Origin of the sequence: Luteolibacter ambystomatis (assembly GCF_018137965.1) — a bacterium.
Lineage (GTDB): Bacteria > Verrucomicrobiota > Verrucomicrobiia > Verrucomicrobiales > Akkermansiaceae > Luteolibacter > Luteolibacter ambystomatis.
In genome coordinates this window covers 2184189-2204473 of record NZ_CP073100.1, presented here as the reverse complement: position 1 = coordinate 2204473, position 20285 = coordinate 2184189, and the positions used below count along the sequence as shown (strand labels likewise).

The following is a 20285-nucleotide window of genomic DNA, read 5'->3' as shown; positions in this document are numbered from 1 at the left end:
CGGAGCTTTCGACTACAATGCCACCCGATTGTCACGCGGCAGGGGTGGATGACCACCGAGGCATCTGGTAGATGTGGCCGATGAGGTCTCTATTTGTTCTCCTCTGTTTCCCATGGCTCTCGCTTCGCGCGGAGGAAGTGATCCGGCTCAAAGGATCGGATACCCTTGGCGCGAAGCTCATCCCGCAATTCGCCGAATCCTACAAGGCGGACCATCCGGGCGTGAAGTTCGAGATCGCGGCGGAAGGTTCCACCACGGCGTTCACCGCACTTTTGGATGGCACTGCGGACATCGGCATGTCCAACCGGGACATCAAACCGGAGGAGGCGAAGAAACTGGCGGAAAAGGGTATTGAGGTCGAATCCCACATCGTGGCCTATGATGTGCTGGCGATCATCGTGAACTCCGCCAATCCGGTCACGGATCTGACGCGCAAGCAGGTCGAGGGATTGTTTGCCGGTGATCTCGCGAACTGGAAGGAAGCCGGTGGTGTGGATGTGGCGGTCCGCGTTTTCACACGGAACACTTCCTCCGGCACCTACAAGGATTTCCAAGTGCTGGCGATGAACGGGCGCTCGTATGGCAGCACCGCCCAACGGATGGCGGGAAGCAATCCGCCGCAGATGGAGGTCATGAAGGAGCCGGGTGGCATCGCGTATGTCGGGATCGCTTATTCCAAGGCATCCGGGGTCAAGGTGCTCCGGATCGAAGGCAAGGAACCCACTGCTGCAAATCTGGCCACGTATCCGTATGTGCGTCCCTGCAACCTTTTCATCCGCAAGGATGCTCCAGCGGGTGTTCGTGAATTCGTGCAAATGGCGGAATCCGCAAAAGGAAAAGAGATCGCGCGCAGGGTCGGATTTCTAACACCGCCGTGAAACGCATTTTCCAAATGTAGGGGGAAGCTCCAGCTTTCCCTTTTCGGGATTGGACGTCGTTTGGCCTGACCGGCCACCGTCAACGGAGCTTTCGACTACGATGCTTCTAGTAAAAAACCGGCGGCTTGCGCCGCCGGTTTCCAATGGATCAAATGATCAACGGCCCGGGTGGATGCGGGTGATCTTCGAGCCCTTGATGCTGACGTCCGCCATCAGGCCTTTCTGGCCGAAGGTGTAGGCATAGACGCCCTTGTCGAGGGTCTTGGCGGTGAGCGCGGCGGAGCCGCCGCGGTCCACGATGGTCAGGCCGGGCTGGCTGCCCACGTCCCAACCGGCGGCATCGTTGAGATGGGCCAGCGCATTGCGGTCGAACATGAACAAGGCATAGCCGGATTTCTGGAGGCCCGCCTGGAGTCCCCATGATCCGCCCGCGGTCTGATAGAAACCGTGGACGCGGTCATTGACGAAGAGCGTGCCATTGCCGCCCTCCGCACCATAGATGAAGGCACCCTTCCAGATGTGTGGAAAGACGAGGACCCCGGCGGCACGGTTGCCCATGCGACGGGCGGATGGATTCTCGGCGTAGAGATGGTTCAAGGCCGCGCGGGAATCGGCGGCGATCTTGCCGCCGCTGGCATTCGAGGCGTTGGCTTGGGTCACCGGTTCATGGGCGCAGTTGCTGAGGAGCATGCTGGCTGCGGCAAGGACCGGAGCGGCGAGGTAGGTGGCTTTCATGAGTTCGGTTGGTTTGGATAACCGAACAGGGTAAGGCCGCTCCCCGCATTCCGCAAGGCGTCGGAAATCGGAAAATCATTGCGGCGCAATGAATCCGCCGCATCAACGGGCTTCTCCGAACGCACCGGAGGGCGTTCCAGAGGAGGCCGGGGAGGTGCTTTTCGCAACCCGACGGCCCTTGATCGGATCGCCCGTTTTGAAATCCGGGCCTTCGAAAGTGCTGAAAGATGGATCGAATGTCATCTTCGTGGTCCCGGTGGTGTCCCCTTCGAGTGTCAGGGTTCTTTCACCCGAAATGCGCCAGCGGAAATCCCCTTTCCAGTTCGGGTTGGTGAAGGTTCCATTGGCATGGAAGGTGATCCTGCTGGCGGGGCGTCCGGCGCGTTCCCACTGCCAGGTCGACTCCGCGATGGCCGCACGGAAGGCGGTGGTGGCATCCACTCCGGTTTTGCCTTCCGTGGGTCCGGTGGTGCTCTGGAGTTTTTCCAGCTCTCCTCTCACCGCCACGGCGTTCTCCAATTCGCCGCGCTGGGTGAAGGTCTTCAGAAGCGCCTGCAGCTTTTCGATCTGGCGCACGCGGATGGGAGCGGTGGCGGCTTTCATCTCCGCTTCATAGGCGGCGCGCAGTTTCACCAGATCGGCGGGCTCATCTGCCACCGCTTGGAGCGCCGGTAGAACCAGGACGCAGGCGACCGCAACACACAGGGAGGATTTTGCAAACATGGACGGGTCGTTTCCCTATCAAGGGCATATCATCCCGCACAGCAAAATCCATGGGAGCGGTTACTCCGCCGCGCGCACGTCCGATGGCAGGTCGATGGTGAAGCGGGTGTCCTGCCCCGGCGTGGAGGTCACGCCGATGGAACCACCGTGCGCTTCCACGGCGCGCTTCACGATCGAGAGGCCGAGTCCGGTGCCCTTGATCTCCTGCTGCGAGTGGTGTTTCTCCACGCGGTAGAAGCGGCGGAAAATATGCGGCAGATCCGCGCTGGGGATGCCCACGCCATTGTCCGCCACCCAGATGCGGATGCCACCCTCCGGCAGATCCGTGCAGCCGATCTCGATCTTGAGCCCCTTGTGCGGGTTCTGCTTCAGCGCGTTCTCGACGAGGTTGAAAAGCACCTGCGTCCAGTAGAAGCGGTCCGCATTCAGCTTCAGCGATTCGTCCGGCATGACCACCGTCACCACGGCGGTCTGCTGGCGGATCATCGATTCCAGCCGCTCCAGGATGTCATGGATGCAGGCGCGGAAGCGGAAGGGCTCCAGCTTCAGTGCGGCGGCCTCGCCGGACTCCAGCCGGGAGATGACCAGCATATCCTCCACGATGCGGGAGATGCGGTCGGAGTGCTTGCGCATCACGGTCAGGAAGCGGCGCGTCATTTCGCGGTCGTCCAGCATGCCCTCGTCGAGCAGGTTCTCCAGGTAGCCGTTGATGATGGCGAGGGGGGTCCGGAGTTCGTGTGATGCATTTGCCACGAAGTCCTTCCGGATCTGTTCAAGCTGATGTTCGGATGTCACGTCTCGGATCACGACACGAGTGAGTGGATTGTCCGCCGGGGAATCCGGCAGACGGGCGGCGTCGATGACCCACACGTTGACACCACGGGTCTCGTGGTCACCGCGCGGGGACGCCTGTTGTGGGAGCACGATCCGTGATTGGACCGGCTCGCCGGTTTCGAGGCAGTGCAAGAGAACTTCAGCCAGGCGGCCATCGAGGAAGGCTTCCCGGACCGGGCGGCCGAGGATCTGGCGGCGGTCGAAAAGCTCCCGTGCCGCGGCATTGACGAAGACAATGTCCGTCGCGCCATCCACGAGGAGGAAGGCGTCGCCGAGGGCGTCGAGCAGACGGTCGCGTTCATTGCGGGCGTGTTTGAGATCACTTTCGAGGCGCTGTTGCATGGCTGCCGCCGTCCGGCGGTAGTTCCGGCGCGCCCGGTAGAGCAGGGCAATGGATATCCCGGCGGCAATGCAGGCGGAAAGGGACGTGGCGATGGCTAGGGTGGGACTCATCCGGCGGTCGGCAAGGCCACCAGATACCCAACTCCGCGAACGGTTTCAACCAAACCGCCGTGGCCACCCAGTTTCTGCCGCAGGCGCTTCATGTGGGTGTCCAGGGTGCGACTGTGGACTTCATCGCTGTAGCCCCAGACGGTGCGCAGCAGTTCATTGCGGTCCTGGGGCTTGCCGCCGCGCTCGCACAAGTAGAGCAGCAGCTTGAACTCGGTGGCGGTGAGATCCACCGGCTCGCCATCGAGGTAGAACTTGAGGGAATTCTTGTCGAAACGGAACGGACCGAAGCTGAAGTCCACGGTGCCCGGAGGGCCGTCCACGCGCTTCAACACCGCATTGATGCGGAGCAGCAGTTCCTTCGGGCTGAAGGGTTTCGTCAGGTAGTCATCGGCGCCGGCTTCGAGGCCCTGGATGCGGTCCTCGGTCTGGGCGCGGGCGGTGAGCATGATCACCGGGATCTGCGCGGTGCGGGCATCGCGGCGCAGTTCCTTGAACACGCCGTAGCCATCCCGGCCCGGGAGCATGAGATCCAGGACGATGAGGTCGGGACGCTCGCGGAGGGCGACATCGGTACCGGAAAGGCCGTCGTAGGCCTTGATGACCTCGTAGCCCTGCCGTTCGAGGTTGAAGCCGATCAGATCGGCGATGTCTCGCTCGTCTTCGACGATCAGAATCTTATGCATCGGGCCGTGGTGTAGCGCGGAACCCCGTCACATACGAAACGACGGATCGTGACAAATGCGTCACAGGAGGTCCTTGCCGACATAGGAACCCGGTTTGGTGGTCCGGGCAATGCCGATCTTGATACCGGCCTCGATCGACGTGTTCACGCCGGTTTTCACGCCGTCGCCGATGATCGCGCCGAATTTCACGCGGCCGGTATTCACGGCTTTCCCCTGGATGGTGGAGACGTGGTGGCGGCCGTCGTGGCGGTGGTTTTCCGTGCAGGTTCCGGCTCCCAGCGTCACATGGGTGCCGATGATGGAATCCCCCACGTAGCACTGCCGGGAAATGTAGGAGTTGTTGTAAAGGATGGAGTTCTTCACCTCCGCGCCATTGCCGACGTAGCAATTCGCACCGATGGAGGTGGCTCCGCGGATGTAGGCGTTCGGGCCGATGTGACAATTCGGCCCGATGAGGACCGGACCTTCGATGACGGTGCCGGGAAGGATTTTGGACCCATTGCCGACGCGGACGGTGCCGCTGATGGTGGCGAGCTTGCTGATGTCCCCGTGGTTCACGGTTTCATCCATCATCGCCAGCACTTCCTCATGCATGCGCAGGAGATCCCACGGGTAGCGGATGGTGAAACAATTCGCGTCCGTCACCAGGCGTTCCGGGCATTTCGCCGGGTCTTCGTCACCTTTCCACGCCAGTGGATTGCCCTCGCTGTCGTAAAGGCAGGCCGGTTTTGCGACGCGGCCGAGGAGGAGCAGGGCACCGATTTCGATCCAGTTGTCGATCGGCATGCGGATGGTCCGCTCCGTGGCCTCGGAAGGCTGCACGAGCTGGAACCCGGAACGAATCAGGTCCGTGGTGATCAATTCCCGCAGCGGCACATTGGCGATCGGGCAATCGCCAAGCTGGCGATTCGCGGTCAAGGGAGTGCAAAGAGCGGGGTGACGTGGGGGTAAAAGACACGCTTGCATCGCATCTACAATGCATCACGAAACGGCGGGAAGATCACGTCTTTTTTGTTTTCCGGACGAATCTATTTTTTGCGCCGATTTCCAACTTCGGGTGTTTCATCAAATCCCGCCCAAGTGGCCGGAAATGAGCGGATTTCATACGGCTCCGGAGGCCTTCTAAAACGTGAGTTGCACGCCGAGATAACTCAGGAGTTTCGCCTGCGGTTCACTGCCTTCATTCAGTCCGCGTCCGATCGCGCCGATCAGCGCGGCATGCTCGGTGGTCTGCCAGTGGAAGCCGAGGTTGGCGATGACTTCGGTATCATCGAAGTGGTCGCCGGATTCGCCGTGGATTTCCGCGAGCACGGAGAATGGCTCCGAGATTTCCTGCTCGATGGCGAGGCCCCAAAGCAGGCCGTTGCCTTCATGCTCGGTCCAGACGTAGCCGAGCTCGCCGAAGACGGTCGTGCCATCGCGGATCTCGCGCTGCACTTCCACGGGGAGGATGAATTCCCAGCCGTCATCGACAAGGCCGAGGTTCACGGAATGGGTGGCGGAGTTGAAGGCGAACTGCGGATAGGTGGACATGGAGATGCCGCACTTGTCCTGATCCAGGAAACGCCACTTCACGCCGAACTCGGCATCGCCGAGGCCGCTGTGGGACGAACCGCCTTCTTCCGCTTCGATGAGGAACGGCATCTCGAACTTGAGCTGCACGTTGTCGAACAGGCCGTAGTTCAGATCCAGCAGCGGGGTTTCCAGAGACCATTCGCCGGAGCGCTTTTCCGCAGTGGCGGCGATGTTGATCTCCCAGTGCCCTTTCTCCGGAGTGTCCGGATCATCTGTTAGAATCGGAGGTCCAGCGTGGGCGATGCCGCAGAAGGAGAGCAGGAGCAGAAGGCGTTTGGTCATGGAAAGCACGTGACGCGATGAGATTCAGCCCGGAGGCAATGCGCGGCACGCAGAGGACCATATGGAAGATGAGAGATTGATGAGCGCGCGGGAGCAGAGAGCTACCGCCCGGATACCATCGACTCGTGTTGCTGCGAAGGCGCGTAGTCGAGCACCGTGCCGTCGTTGCGCATTCTGAGGTCGATGAAGTCGCTCCAGATGTCGACCGGATAGGCACCGGAAACACGGATCACCCATACGCGGCCATCATAGGAATACGGAGTATAGCGGGCATTCGCGGCCCAGAAGTCCTGTTGCTCGCGGTGACGGATGGTCCGCTGCGCATCCGCCAGCACCAGCGGCCAATGGGGGTCTCCGGTGAGAATGCGCCGCGCCTGCACATCCGCGGATGGCGCGCACGAAACCACCGTGAGCACGAGCGGCACCCCAACAAAAAGAGAGAGGATTTTCACCCTCTCTCCATGGCGCATCCGGGACGGATTTGCAAGATCACGCGATGGTTACTCCGCGTGCTTCGCGTGCCATTCGTGATAGACCTTCGGGGAAATCTCGGACGGTTTGATTTCGGAGCGGCCACCCCAGAAGACATTGGTGTAGCTCACGGGGATGCCGATGCTTTCCAGATAGCGGTCGATGGCGGCCTTGTGCTCCAGCACGCGGTCCTTCTCGGTGCCGTGGACCACGCCCATGATATTGACGTTACCGAACTGCGGACCGCCTTCGCGCCAGTAGCAGTGGGTCATGCAGTAGTGGCGGCCGACCTCGCCGCCGGCTTCGATCTCGCGGCCCTTCGGCACGGCCCAGTGGAAGAGACCATTGAAGCGGGTGACACGCTCGCCGGTGGAGGAGGGCTTCACGTGCTCGAGGAAAGTCGAGAAACGACCGATGACTTTCTTAGCGTTGAGTGTCTCGGCGACTTCGCAGAAGCGTTCCAGACTCACTCCGGCGATCTCCGCACGGCCATCCCACGGGCTGGCGGTGATTTCGTCCGGAGTCAGTTCTTCCTTGAGAGCGAGCAGGACGTTCCATTCTTCCTCGGTGAGATCGACCGGCACGGTGGTCATCATCACACCGGGTTCGTCGGCGCGGTCGCCGGGTTCCAGAGCGCGGCGGCGGACATGGCCGACTCCGAGCGCGAACACGCCATTCGCGGGCATGAGCAGGTATTCCTCGGCACCCGTGAGGCGCATGAGGACCTTCGCGTGCTCATCAAGGGACTCGCCGACGGGTACCTTGAGCGTGGTCCAGAGGCGGTAGCCGGAGCCGGAGACGACGGTGTCCGTCGAGCGGATGACGACGTGGCCGGAGAAGGGGTCCTCCTTCGCCATGAAATCGAAGGCGGCATTGAGCTTTTCCTCCGGCACGCGCCAGGCGACCAGCGCGCCGTGGGCGAGCTTGGTGGAAAGCAGCGTCTGGCGCACGCGGCGGATCACACCGGCCTCCAGCATCGCGCGGATGCGCTCGAGCACCACCGGCAGGGCCACGCCGGACTTCTCCGCGATCACATGGAAGGGATGGCGGTGGAAGCCCGCGATCAGGTCTTCGGAAATGGAGAGAATCTGCGCGTTGACGGGATCGCTGTGCTCGACGGGGACGATGTGGCTCATGGGCTGGAAGCGGAGGCTAAACGCCGGAAGCCGGACTGGCTACGGCGATTTTCATGGGGAATGTAACGGGCGTTTGGGTGCCGAAATCTCAGCGTTTTATGGAAAATTCCGCCGGATTTTGGCTGTGGACCGCAGACAAAGTGGGCTTTTCCCCCGCACGCAGCGCGCGACTAAGCCGACTGGCACGACGCGCCGTACACGTGGAAGACTCCCCAGCCATGGCCATCCAGATCGGTGAAGCCATGGTCATACATGAATCCGTGGTCCTGCGCCTCCTCGTGGGCGGCTCCGCCGGCGGCAACCGCGCGGCGCACGATCTCATCGACCTGATCGCGCGAGTCGAGCTGCAGGGCGATCAGCATTTCGCAGACCTTGCTCGTGTCCGCGATGTCCCGCGGTGCCAGACTGCGGAACATCTGATGATCGACGAGCATCGCCTGGTAGTTCGTGCCGAGAACCACGCAGGCGCCGTTTTCGCTGGCGAAATCCGGATTGAAGGCGAAGCCGAGTGCCTTGAAGAAGGCGATCGAGGCCGGAAGGTTCTTCACGGGCAGGCTTACGCACATCTGTGAGGTGGTGATCGGGCTGGGAGTGGCTGCGGCGGAGGTATTGGTGCTCATGGTGTCTGGGAATGTTACCGTGCATCAGGCATCGGCTTCACCATAGCGACGAACGGGCGCGCGGAAAATGGACATTCCCGCGAGAAAAAGTCAGTCGGGCCCGCAATGTAGGGGGAAGCTTCAGCTTTCCCCTCTTCGTGGATGGTGGTCGTTCGGCCCAATATGCCACCGCCAACTGGAGCTGGCGGAAACGATTCGAAAGCGGAGCTTTCGACTACATTGGTCGCTTCAGCGCGAATTTCACCGCGGTTTGGTTCCGGTAGGGAATGTCGAGGCGCGTCCGCGCGCCCTCCGGTGTGAGAGTGGCACCTTCCGGCAAGGGGCCATCCGCGAGCCATTTACCCTCCAGGGCGATCTCGAAAGAGCGCGTATCCTTGAGGTCGGTCGATCCCAGGGAGGCGCTGAGCTTTTGGTTTTTGTGGGTCCACATCACCGTGGCGGGACGGTTCACGGAGACGATGCCATCCGGTTCGAAGGCGGCATTGTCCACGAAGGTGGCGACGCAACGCGTGCCGGTGGCGACGTCACGGAAATCATGCAGGCTGTTGCTGGTGACGAGGGCGAAGGGCGGGGTTTTTCCGGTCATTGTGGCCGCGAATTTCTCAAGATCTTCTGCGGTGGTTTTCACCAGTACGGTAAAGGTGCAGGAGGCACCTTGCGGGTCCTTGCCATGGTCGAACCATGCGGTGGAAAACGCGGCCTGGGTGGGCGTGTAGTTCGGCAGCGCGGCAGCAAGGTCCTTGCGGTTCTTGAGCGGAGGTTGCGCTTTGGGATCGAGCCCGGACTTGAGATTGGCGGGGATGGCGTAGGTATATTGCTGGAGGCTGCGGTGGATTTTGATGTCCGGGTTTCCGGCGGGCACGAAGTAACCAGTGCCCTTGTCATCCAGAAAGGTGTGGGCGGTCTTGCCGGAGAGCGTGGCATCACCATCGGCGGTGCGGGCGGTGCCATCGATCAGCAACGGGGAGACGAGGGGATCGGCGAGCCGGGTTTGAATGAGTCCGGTTGTCACTTCGCCCTTCATGGTGAGATCGCGCGTCACCAGCGTGATGCGGTTGCCGAAGAAGAATGCGCTCTTGCGGCAATAGGAGGGTGCCCATGCCCACATGCCATTGCCATCCAGGTCCACGCCGCCACCTTGTTTGGCATCGGAGCCCATGTAGTCCGGATTGCCACGGCCGGCGCGCGCGACGTTGTCCATTTGCACGGACGACGCATTCGGCACCTTGTTCGGATCATAGCCATCGGTCCCGTAGCCGCTGTCGACCACGTTGGGGGGCGCGCCATTGGCACCCTTGGAGAAAATGAAGAGCGCACCTTGCATGATCTCATCCATGTAGGCACCCGGCCACTCCGGACCGGCGTAGACTTCGGCCCCGCGCCACGAACGGTTCGCGCCGCGTACCACCACCGTCCAGTCATCGCGACGATGGATCGCGGCTCCCATGACGGGGAAGGGGCGATGGCCGGTGAGCGGACGGGTGTTGTCCGGTGTCATCAGGTCCTTCCATGCCGCTGGCACGCGGTCGATATGGCCATAGGTCTTCGATCCGGCGACGCGGGCCATATCGGTGATTTTCGAGATGTCCGGCTCGCCCCGGCCTGCGGCTTCGAGTTCGGCCACGCGCCTGGCGAAGTCGATGGTGAGACCGGGTTCGTCACCCGGGGGCTTCGAGTTGTTCCAGATGGGTGCGGGGCGGAGTTGGAACACCGGCGGGACCTGTCCGGCGAGGGTGGTCCACGCCCAGGCATCGACAGCGAGTTTCAGCCGTGCCAATGCCTGCGTGCTGTAGGAACTGGTGAAACCCGCCCGTGCAAGATTGGTCTCGTGGGTAAGGATCGGCCCGAAACTATAGGAGGCGTACGAAATGTGATGACCCTCATGATGGATGATGCCGCCATCCGGGGACACCGGCTCGTTCCCCAGCAGTGTGAGATCCAGCCCGCGGCGCACACCTTGCAGATACTGCCATTTCAACGCGGGATCACTCATCGCACCGATCGCCGCGAACATGGTGGGATAGTAGTTGAGCGCGATGTCCGTGGAGGTCTCGGGCTTTTCGCGGAACAACCACTCGCCGCCGGAGATCAGCGCGATGGTTGCTGCCGTGCGGTCGCGCAATTCCGGTGGCAAGGTGTGGAGCATGCCGAGCAGGGCCGGACCACGCGCACGCCATGCATAGCCATTGCCCATCCAGCGGACCTTGTCGCCGGGTTTCGGTGCCGACTTGAGCCACAGTTCCATCAGCTCCTTGTAGAGTGCCTCGGCACGGGCGGCCTGATCGGGATTGCAGCCCGCGTAGAGCTTCGAGAGGGCATCGACGGCACCGACAAGATCGCTGTTCACACCCGCGGCAGCCGGAGCGGGCCGGGGCTTGGCGGATTCGTCATCCACCTCGATGCGGCGGCCTTCGCCGAAAAAACCGAAAGTGGTACGGATGTCGTTGAAGGCCTTGATCAGGTCCTCTTCCTTCACGCCCTTGCCATTCGGCTTCACCGTGCGGGCCGGGTAGGCGGCGGCCATTTTCGCGATGGCGGTGCGTCCGGTGTCATCGAGTTCGGATGGGAGAGGGGACTGCGAAGACCAGGCCTTCGAGAGATCAAGGCCTTCCGGGGCGGCATGGACGGACGATACGAGGGCGCAGCAGGCCGCCACCCGCACCACGGGATTTGCATACAACCTAAACACGCCGCATTTTACGCGGGATTTGGGATGACTTGTCAATTTCTGGACTTTTCCGTCAATTCATGAAGCAGGTTGAGAGCCTCCCCGCGTTCGGTGATGCGGCCTTCCAGTTGCTCGGTTTCAATCGCTTCCAGCCATTCCTTGAACTGCGGTCCGGGCTTCAGGCCCATGGCGAGGAGGTCGCGGCCGCTGACGAGTGGTGGCGGGATCAGCGGCTGGGAGGCGAACTCGGCGCGCTTTTCCAGGAGGAACTCGTAGTTGTCGGTGAAGCCGTTCGAGGAGGCGCAATCGACGCGGTGAAGCTCGAGCTCGTCCTCGAACTCCGTGCTGGCCATGAAGCGCTTTAGCTTCGCCACGCGCATCTTCTGCACGTTCATGAACTGCATGTGGCGCGCGACCATCGGCACGACGGCGTCGATGACATCATTCGGATACTTCAGGCGGCGGAGGATGTCCTCCGCCATCTCCGCGCCGAGCGCGTCGTGACCATTGAAGCGGATACGGTTTTCTTCCGGATCGATGGTGAAGGTCGGCGGCTTCGCGATGTCATGCAGCAGCACGGCGAGGCAAAGCTCCAGCGAGGCATCCGCAGGCAGCATCTCCAGCATGATGCGGGTGTGCGTGTAGACATCGCCTTCCGGATGCCACTGCGGAGGTTGCTCGCAGCCGATGAGCGCGAGCACCTCAGGCACGATGTGGCGGATCAAGCCTGAGTCCACGAGCAACTCCAGGCCACGGCGGCGTGCGGGGGCGGTGATGAGTTTCGAGAATTCATCGCGGATGCGCTCCGGGGAGATCTTCGCGAGATCATCGGCGTGATCGCAAACAGCCTGCCAGGTGACCGGCTCGATTTCGAAGCCGAGCACGGTGGCGAAACGGACCGCGCGCAACAGCCGCAGCGCATCCTCGCCGAAGCGGTCACCCGGCGTGCCGATCGCGCGAAGGGTCCGCGTTTCCAAATCCGCAAGGCCGCCGACATAGTCGATGATCTCATTCGTTTCCGGATTCTGGAACAGACCGTTGACGGTGAAGTCACGGCGTTGCGCGTCTTCCGGCGGGGTGGAGAACTCGACTGTCTCCGGACGTCGACCATCCTTGTAGCTGCCGTCCGTTCGGAAGGTGGCCACCTCGATGTGGATGCCGTCCTGTTTCACGATTACCACCCCGAAGTGCGCGCCGACCTCGTTCGAGCCGGGGAAAAGGGCCAACACTTGTGCGGGTGTGGCGGAAGTGGCCACATCGTAGTCCTTCGGCGTCTTGCCTAACAGACCATCGCGCACGCAGCCGCCCGCGAACAACGCGGTGTGCCCGGCATCGATGAGACGACGGGCGACAGAGGTGGCGGCGGAGCGGGCGGGCATGGTGGGAGTGTTCAATCGTACCGCAGCATTTGAAACCACGGATTACATGGATTGAACGGATTGGAGGCGAGCGAAAGCAGCCCGGAGATCAAAATAAGGTCTAACCGCAGATTTCGCTGATGGCGCAGATTGAAGAATGAATTTTGAAATCAGAAACCTGCGATCCATCGCTACTTAATCAAATCCGTTCAATCCGTGAAATCCGTGGTTCTCCTTGTCCGAACCGCCCCTTCGCGGAACTTCACGCTTGGCACGGTTCCTCCAGTCCGTTGAATAGGGTCACCTTGCCTTTCTATCCTCCTTTCGACCACTGGCTCTGGCTGATTCCGGCGTTTCTTGTCGGGTCGTGCATCGGTTCCTTCCTGAACGTCGTCATCTACCGCGTGCCGTTGGGCCTGTCGGTGAACGAGCCGAAGCGCTCGTTCTGCCCGAAGTGCAAGAGCCCGATCCCGTTGAAGCGGAACATTCCGCTGTTCAGTTGGCTGCTGCTGCGGGGCCGCTGCGCGGATTGCAAGTGCCGCATCCCGGTGCGCTATTTCCTGGTCGAGCTGTTGACGGCGCTGCTGTTCACGGCCGCGTGGATCGTCTTCACCCGCAAGGGCGTGGATGGTGCGGTGGCGGTGCCGTTCCTATGGATCCTGCTGGCACTGCTGGTTTCGATCACCTTCATCGATGTGGAGCACATGATCATCCCGACCGGGCTGACCTGGGCGGGGACGGCATTCGGATTCGTGGCATGCGTGTTGTGGCCGAAGCTGGCGGCGCTTCCCGGCACCCCGGGCATGACGTGGCTGGATGGGCTGAAACAGGCGGGAATTGGTCTCGCTGCCGGCTACATCGGCCTGCGTGCGGTGGTGGAACTCGGCAAGCTCGCGTTCGGCCGCCTCGACAAGAAGTTCAACTCCGCCGTGGCATGGAAGGTGCAGGAAGGGGAGGGCGATGACGCGCCGATGGAATTCATCATCGATGGCGAGATGACCCAGTGGTGGGACATTTTCTCCCGAAAGACCGACCGCCTCATTCTCGATGCGAAGTCCATCCTGATTGATGGCAACGAGATCGGCGGCGGCCAGCTTACGGTGCGTGAACTGGAGTTCGAGCTGCCAGATGGCACGGTGAAGCCGTTCCTGGATATCCGTTCGATGGAAGGGACTGCAACGCGTGCGGTGATCCCGCGCGAGGCGATGGGCATGGGCGATCCGCCGTTGCTCGGCATGATCGGAGCATTCTTCGGCTGGACCGGGGTGTTTTTCACCGTGTTCAGTGCGTCGATTTTCGCGACGGTGCTGGCGTTGATCGCGCGGATTGGTTTCGGCCGGCCGCTGCCGTTCGGGCCGTTTCTCGCGCTTGGCGCGGTGACGTGGATGTTCGGCGGCTGGAAGATCTGGCAGTGGTACATGACCCTGCTCGGGCCGATGGATTTCGGGAGGTAAATGTAGGGGGAAGCTCTGCTTTCCCTCTGCGATGGGGAACGTCGTTCGGCCCAATGGTCTCCGCCCATCGGAAGTGGCCCCCCCGGATCGAAAGCAGAGCTTTCGACTACATTGGACTACTTCTTCGGTGCGTCCGGCGCGATGAAATCCTTGAGATCGTGGGCGAATTTGAGATCGCTCTTTTCGAGCTTCAGGTCTCCCAGGCCGGGCATGCCATCGGAGTTGGCATCTTGTGCCGGGGGAGACACCGGTTTTTCCGCGGGCGCGGGATCGGAAGCATTCGCGGCGTCGTTTCGTATCACGACGATGCCAAACCAGATCGCGACGGCCAGAATTCCTCCAAGGAAGATGGGAGTGGCGTAGCGACCCTGGCGGCGCAGTTTGGCGGCTTGGTCGCGATCACGCGCGTCCAGCATCCTCCGCAGATCGTGTTCGGAAAGCCCCGGCACGATGTTTCAGATGCCTGAATCAGGCCCAATAGTCAAATATCAAGACCGGGGGGATGCCCTCAGTTCTTGGTGCGGATGTGCCAGACTTCGCAGATCTGGTTGCGCTCCGGGCGGCTGCTGCCGAAGCGGTCGGTCTGGCCGAGATAGACGGCCTGGACCTTCTGGCCGGGCAGCTTGGCCGCATCGAGGGAGTTGGCCACGGCGGTGGCACGGTTGGAGGACAGAGTGCGGTTGTCGTCCACGTTTCCGGTTTTGGAAGCGTAGCCGACGACCAGCAGCAGGCCGTCATCCGGTTCCGTGCGAACCTTGGCGCGGAGCGCATCATCGTCCGCCGGGGATGGGGTGCTGGAGCCGGTGGGGAAATTGACGTTCGAAACCACGGCGGCACCGAAGGTCTGGCTGAAGCCGGTGTAGGCCGCGAGAATCTCACTGTCGCTGCGGCCCTCCAATTCGCGCAAGCCGCGGAAGAGGGCGACGGCATTCGGGAGCAGTTCGTTCTCGCTGGCAGCGAAGAGACGCGATGGCGCGGCGGGCTGGGCGGTCAGCGAGGCGAGCTTGATTTCCAATTCCTTCGCTTTGGTTTCGTAAAAGCCCTTCGCGCGGAGCGCCTCATCGAGACGGCGCTGGAGGTCGCTCACGTCACCGGGGTCAGGGCGGTTGGCGTAGGAGGCGAGCTCGGCACGGACTTTCGCGAGGTCGGAGGTCAGGCCATCCACCTGCTTGAGCGCGTCGCTGAGCTGGCGCTTGGTGATGTCGATGGAGCCGCTGTTGGCCAGAGCGCGCTCGAGATCCGCCTTGGCGGTGGCGTACTGGGACATCAGGACCTGATTGGTGCGCTCGAGATCGATGATCTCCTTGGTCTTCGAGAGAAGCTGCGAGTCGCGCTCGGTGATCTGGCCCTGCGAGCGGCTGTTCATCGAAATAAGGGCCTCGCTGTCCTTCTTGATGCGGGCAGCGATGTCCGAGGAGGTTTCGGGGGTGGTGGCCTTCGGCTTGAGGTTGACCGCGAGAATCGCGCCGAGCAGTGCCATGATGATGAAGCCGAGCACCAGCACGGCCGGGGAGGCGGCGGGCTTGGGTGCTTCCACGACAGGAGCAGCCGCAGGAACCACCACGGGAGGAGCCACCGGTGCCGGAGCGGGAGCGGACGGAGCAACCGTGGCGCTGGGAGCCGGGGAAGCGGGGGAAGGAGTCGGGGCGGCGGGTTCCGTCATGGGCGCAGGTTTTGGAGGAGCGGCGCGGATGTGTCAATCGTGCGCGAGACAATCCCGGACCGATGGCGCCGCCGCCGGGGTACATTCACGGCGGAGATGGGACGACAGTCCTCATATTGCCGAATGGCGTGCGCATCCGTCCGGGTTGCACTCAGGCTCCGGCGAGGCCCAGGAACTCGTCCGGGCGGGTGAGGATGTGTTCCGGGGATTCACCGGCCAGAGATTCCGCGGAATTGAATCCCCACGTCACTGCGGCCACCGGCACACCGGCTTTCTTCGAGGCCTTGATGTCGCGGATCTCGTCCCCCACGTAGATCATCTCATCCGCATCGAGCGAGAAGGTCTTGCGGATCGCGCGCAGGTGCTTGGCTTTGCCGGTGAGTTTCGAGGTGGAGGAGATGAAATCGAACAGGTCGCGCAGGCCGTGGGCGCGCAGGAAGAGATCGACGTTCGCCGTGGCATTTGAAGTGAGGATGCCGAAGCTGCGGGTGCGGCTGCGGAGTTGTGGCAGGACCTCCGCCATGCCGGGGATGAGTTGGAGCTTCGAGATATTCGCACGCATCAGCGCGGTTCCGCGGGCGAGCAGGGAAGGGACGCGGCGCTTCGGAATGTCGAGGTGGTCGAGCAGTTCCTTTAGAGACAGGTGGCGCAGGTGATGGAGTTCATCCTGGCCCACTTCCCGCAGGCCGTAGTCGGGGGCCATGCGATTGTATATCAATCGGGATTCTTCGAGCGTGTCGGCGAGCGTGCCGTCGAAGTCGAAGATGAAGGTGCGGTAGGCCATGACGTTCTGCAAAGAAAACCCCACCCTGTCCCCCGGGTCAATGGGGAAGAGGTGACATCATGCCGCTCCTGATTCTGAAGGGAGCGCTCATGATTCTTTCTTTGCCCCTGCCGGGGCAAAGAAAGACGGCGTCCCCGGCCTTTACGAGTGGTCCCTTCTCAGAATCATCGGAGTGTGAGCCAATGGCCCATCATGCCAGCCGCAGGTTTGGATCGATGTCCGCGTCCAAGGGGCTCGACTCGCCGCCGAGATGTCTCAGCAGCGCGGCGAAGGCGATCATCGCCGCATTGTCCGTACACATCGCGGGTGGAGCCACGGCGAGGCGGAAGCCGTGCTTCCGGCAGGCGGCTTCGAAGGCCTCGCGCAGCGTGCGGTTCAGGCTCACTCCGCCGGAGAGGGCGATGAGCTTGAGGCCGTGCCTGCGGGCGGCCTTGATGGTCTTGCCGACAAGGATTTCGATGACGGCCTGTTGGAAGGAGGCGGAGAGGTTCGCGACGGTCCGGCGATCCTGAATGACCTCCAAGGGTTCGCCGAGTCCTTGGAGCGTGTAGAGCACGGCGGTCTTCAGACCGGAGAAGGAGAAATCGTGATGCGGATCGTGCAGCATCGAGCGTGGGAAGTCGAAGGTGGAGGGATCACCCTCGTGTGCGATCTTTTCGATCTCCGGACCGCCGGGATAGGGGAGGCCGAGCATCTTGCCGACCTTGTCGTAGGCCTCACCCGCAGCGTCGTCGCGGGTGCCGCCGAGCTTGCGGTACTGGCCCGGACCTTTCACCTCCAACAGCAGCGTGTGGCCGCCGGAAACGATCAGCGCGAGATGCGGTGGCACGCGGGTCTCGGCGACGAAGGGCGAGAGCAGGTGGCCTTCGAGATGATTGATGGCGAGGAATGGCTTGCCCGTCGCGCAGGCGAGTGCCTTGGCGGCGGTGCTGCCGATGAGCAGCGAAGAAGCGAGACCGGGGCCGGTGGTGGCGGCAAAGGCATCGATGTCCGCCACCTTCAGCTTCGCGTGATCCAATGCCTGCTCGACCAGCGGTCTCAATCTCAGCGAGTGATTCCGTGAAGCCAGTTCCGGCACCACGCCACCGTGCACGCGGTGCAACTCGATCTGTGAGGAAATCTCGGACGCGAGGATCTCCGTGGGCGCGCCATCCTCGCCGCGCACGATGGACACGGCGGTTTCATCACAGGACGATTCGATGGCGAGAAGGGTCTTCACTGGGAGGCGGAGTCGGGCGAAATCCAAAACCACGAATGGACGCGAATGAACACGAATTTCTGAATCTCGTCCCATTCGTGAAAATTCGTGCCGATTCGTGGTTCTCGTCTTAAGGAATGAGGGTTTTCAGCGCCGCTTCCATCACCGGGTCCTTCCACTTGGCGAGGCGGGCGGCTTCCTCCGGTTTGAGCGAGTCCTTGTGGCGGTAGAGATCGAAGCACGCGCGGTCTTCATCGCTGAAGGGGATCACCACATCCGGCGTGATACCTGTTCCGTGCGGCGTCCGTCCGGAGGGGGTGTGGTAATGCGCGATGGTGAGACGCAGCGCGGTGCCGCCGCCCATCGGGATGATGTTCTGCACGGAGCCTTTGCCGTAGCTTTGCTCGCCTACGATCTTCGCGCGCTTCAAGTCCTGCAGCGCGCCGGAGGTGAGCTCGGAGGCAGAGGCGGACATGCGGTCCACCAGCACCACGATGGGATAGTCGCGGCGGCGGCGCTGGCGGTCCGGCGTTTTCAAGGCCGAGCCGATCAGGCCATCGCGGCCGATGGTGGTGACAACCGGAGTCGAGGGCGGCACGAACAGGCCGAGGATTTTCACGGTTTCATCGAGGCTGCCGCCGCCATTTTCGCGCAGGTCGAAGATGAGCGACTTCATGCCCTGGTCCTCCAGATCATCGAGCGCGGCTTCCATCTCCTTCGCGCAACCCGCGCCGAATTGGGCGAGGCGCACATAGCCGGTGGTCTTCGCTTGATCGAGAAGGCGGCTCTCCGGCAGCGATTTCGTTTCCACCACCACGTGGGTGAGCTTCACGTCCCTGGGCTTCGGGGCGTCGATCGACTTCACGCTGAACGTCGAGATTTCTCCCGGCGGACGTGTCAGCCGGGCCAGCAGGTCGGTGAGTGAGAGTTCTTTGGCGTCTTGTCCATCGATCTGGAGAATGCCGCTCTCTGGAAGCAATCCCGCCGTGGCGGCAGGACCCCGGGTGTCCACGCCCGCGACGTAAGGCCCGTCATCACGAATCCCCAACGTGAATCCGAGAGACGCCACATGTGGATCGACCTCGCCTTTCTGCATCGCCGCGGCCATCTCGGGATGGATGAACGACGAATGAGGATCGAGGCTGGCGAGCATGCCTTCCAGCGCATGATTCACGAGGCGGTCGTAGGTGACCTTGTCCACATCCGGATGGCGCTTGCGAATGGTTTCCAGCACCTGCACGAAACGTTCGATCGCCGGATAGGCCGCGTCCTCGGAGTCCGCGGGCCTGGGGGAATCCGCCGCCGGGTCGGCGAATGCCACCATCTGTGAAACGAGAAAAGCCACGGCTGTCGAGCGCATGGCTTTTCATAGTGTGGCCCGTTAGGGGAGGGAAGGCGGGACTTTGTCCCGCGCGTTTCCGGATCACGCCGCGTCTTCCTGGTCCGCCCTGCGGCGGCGGATGAGCGGGGAGCGTTCGCCTTGCACCACCGGGCGGTTGATCGTGACGGCTTCGATGTCGCCGCGGGACGGTACGTCGAACATGACGTCCAGCATCAGTCGCTCGAAGATGGAGCGTAGCGCGCGCGCGCCGGTGCCGCGGCGGACGGCCTCCTCGGCCAGCGCGCGCAGGGCATCGCGGGTGACGCGGAGCTTCACGCCGTTCATGGCGAGCTGCTTGCCGTACTGCTTCACCAGCGCGTTCTTCGGCTCGGTGAGGATGGAGATCAGTTCGTCCTCGGTGAGCTTGCGCAGTGAGGAGATCACCGGCAGGCGGCCGATGAATTCCGGGATCATGCCGAAGTGCAGCAGGTCCTCCGGCTGGACCTTCTCGAGGATGTTGACGTTCGGATTGTCGAGGTCCTCGCCATCCTTGTCCGCGTGGAAGCCGAGGGTATTGCGGCCGAGGCGGCGGCGGACCATGTCTTCCAAGCCCACGAAGGCGCCACCGCAGATGAAGAGGATCTTCTCCGTGTTCACCTGGATGTATTCCTGCTGCGGGTGCTTGCGGCCGCCCTGCGGCGGCACATTGCAGACAGTGCCTTCGAGAATCTTGAGCAGCGCCTGTTGCACGCCTTCACCGGACACATCGCGGGTGATCGAGACGTTCTCGGTCTTGCGGCCGATCTTGTCGATCTCGTCCACGTAGATGATGCCGCGCTCGGCGCGGGAGACATCGAAATCGGAAGCCTGGAGCAAACGAAGGATGATGTTTTCCACGTCCTCGCCGACGTAGCCGGCTTCCGTGAGCGTGGTGGCATCCACGATGCAGAAGGGGACATCCAGCACGCGGGCGAGCGTGCGGGCAAGCAGGGTCTTGCCGGAACCGGTGGGGCCGAGGAGGAGGATGTTCGACTTCTCGATCTCCACGTCCTTGAACTCATCACCGAGCTTCGCGGCGTCCTGGCGGAGACGCTGGTAGTGATTGTAAACGGCTACGGAGAGCACCTTCTTCGCGTGCTCCTGGCCGATCACATGCTCATCGAGGCGGTCGCGGATCTCGGCGGGCGAGGGGATGCGGAATCCGGCCTTGTCGGCCCCGCCCTTGGTCTTGCCGGTGGTGCCGGCGAGTTCCTTTTCCAGGATATTCGAGCAGACCTCGATGCACTCGTTGCAGATGTAGACGCCCGGTCCGGCGATCAGTTTTTTGACCTCGGAGTGGCTCTTTCCGCAGAAGGAGCACATCGTGAGATTGGAAGCGCGGGCCATAGGATCGGGTGGAAGGGAGCTCCCTTCGGTGCTGGCGATATTACTCCAGCATCCGCTGCGCGA

At 62.3% G+C, this 20285-nt stretch carries 19 protein-coding genes; 2 read left to right on the top strand and 17 right to left on the bottom strand.

Translation table 11 applies throughout. The features are described 5' to 3' along the window. Nucleotides 1-137 precede the first annotated feature (137 nt). Nucleotides 138-878: a PstS family phosphate ABC transporter substrate-binding protein gene (locus tag KBB96_RS08450; RefSeq protein ID WP_211634253.1), complete on the top strand. Its 741-nt coding sequence runs from the start codon at nt 138-140 to the stop codon at nt 876-878. Between the two features lie 156 nt (nt 879-1034). Here the strand turns inward: KBB96_RS08450 and KBB96_RS08445 are convergent, their stop codons facing one another. The 11 genes from KBB96_RS08445 to KBB96_RS08395 form a co-directional block, all read right to left on the bottom strand. Beyond that, nucleotides 1035-1613: a lipid-binding SYLF domain-containing protein gene (locus tag KBB96_RS08445; RefSeq protein ID WP_211634252.1), complete on the bottom strand. Its 579-nt coding sequence runs from the start codon at nt 1611-1613 to the stop codon at nt 1035-1037. Between the two features lie 102 nt (nt 1614-1715). Continuing rightward, nucleotides 1716-2336, bottom strand: coding sequence for a hypothetical protein (locus KBB96_RS08440; protein WP_211634251.1), 621 nt, complete (start codon nt 2334-2336; stop codon nt 1716-1718). Nucleotides 2337-2396: 60 nt separating this feature from the next. After that, the gene (locus tag KBB96_RS08435) at nt 2397-3623 is read right to left on the bottom strand and encodes a sensor histidine kinase (RefSeq protein ID WP_211634250.1); all 1227 of its coding nucleotides are present in this window, start codon (nt 3621-3623) and stop codon (nt 2397-2399) included. Further along, entirely contained in the window at nt 3620-4306 is a 687-nt protein-coding gene (locus KBB96_RS08430) for a response regulator transcription factor (protein ID WP_211634249.1), read from the bottom strand. Before KBB96_RS08430 ends, KBB96_RS08435 begins: the two co-directional genes overlap by 4 nt. A gap of 60 nt (nt 4307-4366) precedes the next feature. After that, nucleotides 4367-5224, bottom strand: coding sequence for a hypothetical protein (locus KBB96_RS08425; RefSeq protein ID WP_211634248.1), 858 nt, complete (start codon nt 5222-5224; stop codon nt 4367-4369). A 204-nt stretch (nt 5225-5428) separates the two neighbouring features. After that, entirely contained in the window at nt 5429-6163 is a 735-nt protein-coding gene (locus KBB96_RS08420; protein WP_211634247.1) for a transporter, read from the bottom strand. Nucleotides 6164-6264: 101 nt separating this feature from the next. Continuing rightward, nucleotides 6265-6615 carry a hypothetical protein gene (locus tag KBB96_RS08415; RefSeq protein ID WP_211634246.1) on the bottom strand — a complete coding sequence of 117 codons (351 nt, stop codon included), beginning with the start codon at nt 6613-6615 and terminating at the stop codon, nt 6265-6267. A 48-nt stretch (nt 6616-6663) separates the two neighbouring features. Continuing rightward, entirely contained in the window at nt 6664-7770 is a 1107-nt protein-coding gene (locus KBB96_RS08410) for an Lrp/AsnC family transcriptional regulator (protein ID WP_211634245.1), read from the bottom strand. Nucleotides 7771-7940: 170 nt separating this feature from the next. Next, nucleotides 7941-8390, bottom strand: coding sequence for a VOC family protein (locus KBB96_RS08405; RefSeq protein WP_211634244.1), 450 nt, complete (start codon nt 8388-8390; stop codon nt 7941-7943). Between the two features lie 214 nt (nt 8391-8604). Beyond that, nucleotides 8605-11079, bottom strand: a complete 2475-nt coding sequence (locus tag KBB96_RS08400) for a polysaccharide lyase family 8 super-sandwich domain-containing protein (protein WP_211634243.1) — start codon at nt 11077-11079, stop codon at nt 8605-8607. A 32-nt stretch (nt 11080-11111) separates the two neighbouring features. Beyond that, nucleotides 11112-12437, bottom strand: coding sequence for a CCA tRNA nucleotidyltransferase (locus KBB96_RS08395; RefSeq protein WP_211634242.1), 1326 nt, complete (start codon nt 12435-12437; stop codon nt 11112-11114). Between the two features lie 284 nt (nt 12438-12721). Here KBB96_RS08395 and KBB96_RS08390 point away from each other — a divergent pair, with 284 nt between their 5' ends. Further along, a complete protein-coding gene (locus tag KBB96_RS08390; RefSeq protein ID WP_211634241.1) occupies nt 12722-13870 on the top strand; it encodes a prepilin peptidase in 1149 nt (382 codons plus the stop codon). A gap of 116 nt (nt 13871-13986) precedes the next feature. On the opposite strand, the gene KBB96_RS08385 is transcribed toward KBB96_RS08390, so the two are convergent. The 6 genes from KBB96_RS08385 to clpX all read right to left on the bottom strand — a co-directional run bounded on the left by KBB96_RS08385 (nt 13987) and on the right by clpX (nt 20222). Beyond that, nucleotides 13987-14319 (bottom strand): hypothetical protein, encoded by a 333-nt coding sequence (locus KBB96_RS08385; protein WP_211634240.1) that lies wholly within the window; start codon nt 14317-14319, stop codon nt 13987-13989. A 59-nt stretch (nt 14320-14378) separates the two neighbouring features. Next, nucleotides 14379-15533, bottom strand: coding sequence for an OmpA family protein (locus tag KBB96_RS08380; RefSeq protein ID WP_211634239.1), 1155 nt, complete (start codon nt 15531-15533; stop codon nt 14379-14381). A gap of 151 nt (nt 15534-15684) precedes the next feature. Then, on the bottom strand, nt 15685-16317 hold the full coding sequence (locus tag KBB96_RS08375; RefSeq protein ID WP_211634238.1) for an HAD-IA family hydrolase: 633 nt from the start codon (nt 16315-16317) through the stop codon (nt 15685-15687). A gap of 190 nt (nt 16318-16507) precedes the next feature. Continuing rightward, entirely contained in the window at nt 16508-17536 is a 1029-nt protein-coding gene (gene tsaD, locus KBB96_RS08370) for a tRNA (adenosine(37)-N6)-threonylcarbamoyltransferase complex transferase subunit TsaD (protein ID WP_226373676.1), read from the bottom strand. A 109-nt stretch (nt 17537-17645) separates the two neighbouring features. Next, entirely contained in the window at nt 17646-18875 is a 1230-nt protein-coding gene (locus KBB96_RS08365; RefSeq protein WP_211634236.1) for a S41 family peptidase, read from the bottom strand. A 63-nt stretch (nt 18876-18938) separates the two neighbouring features. Further along, a complete protein-coding gene (gene clpX / locus KBB96_RS08360) occupies nt 18939-20222 on the bottom strand; it encodes an ATP-dependent Clp protease ATP-binding subunit ClpX (RefSeq protein WP_211634235.1) in 1284 nt (427 codons plus the stop codon). Nucleotides 20223-20285: the final 63 nt, after the last annotated feature.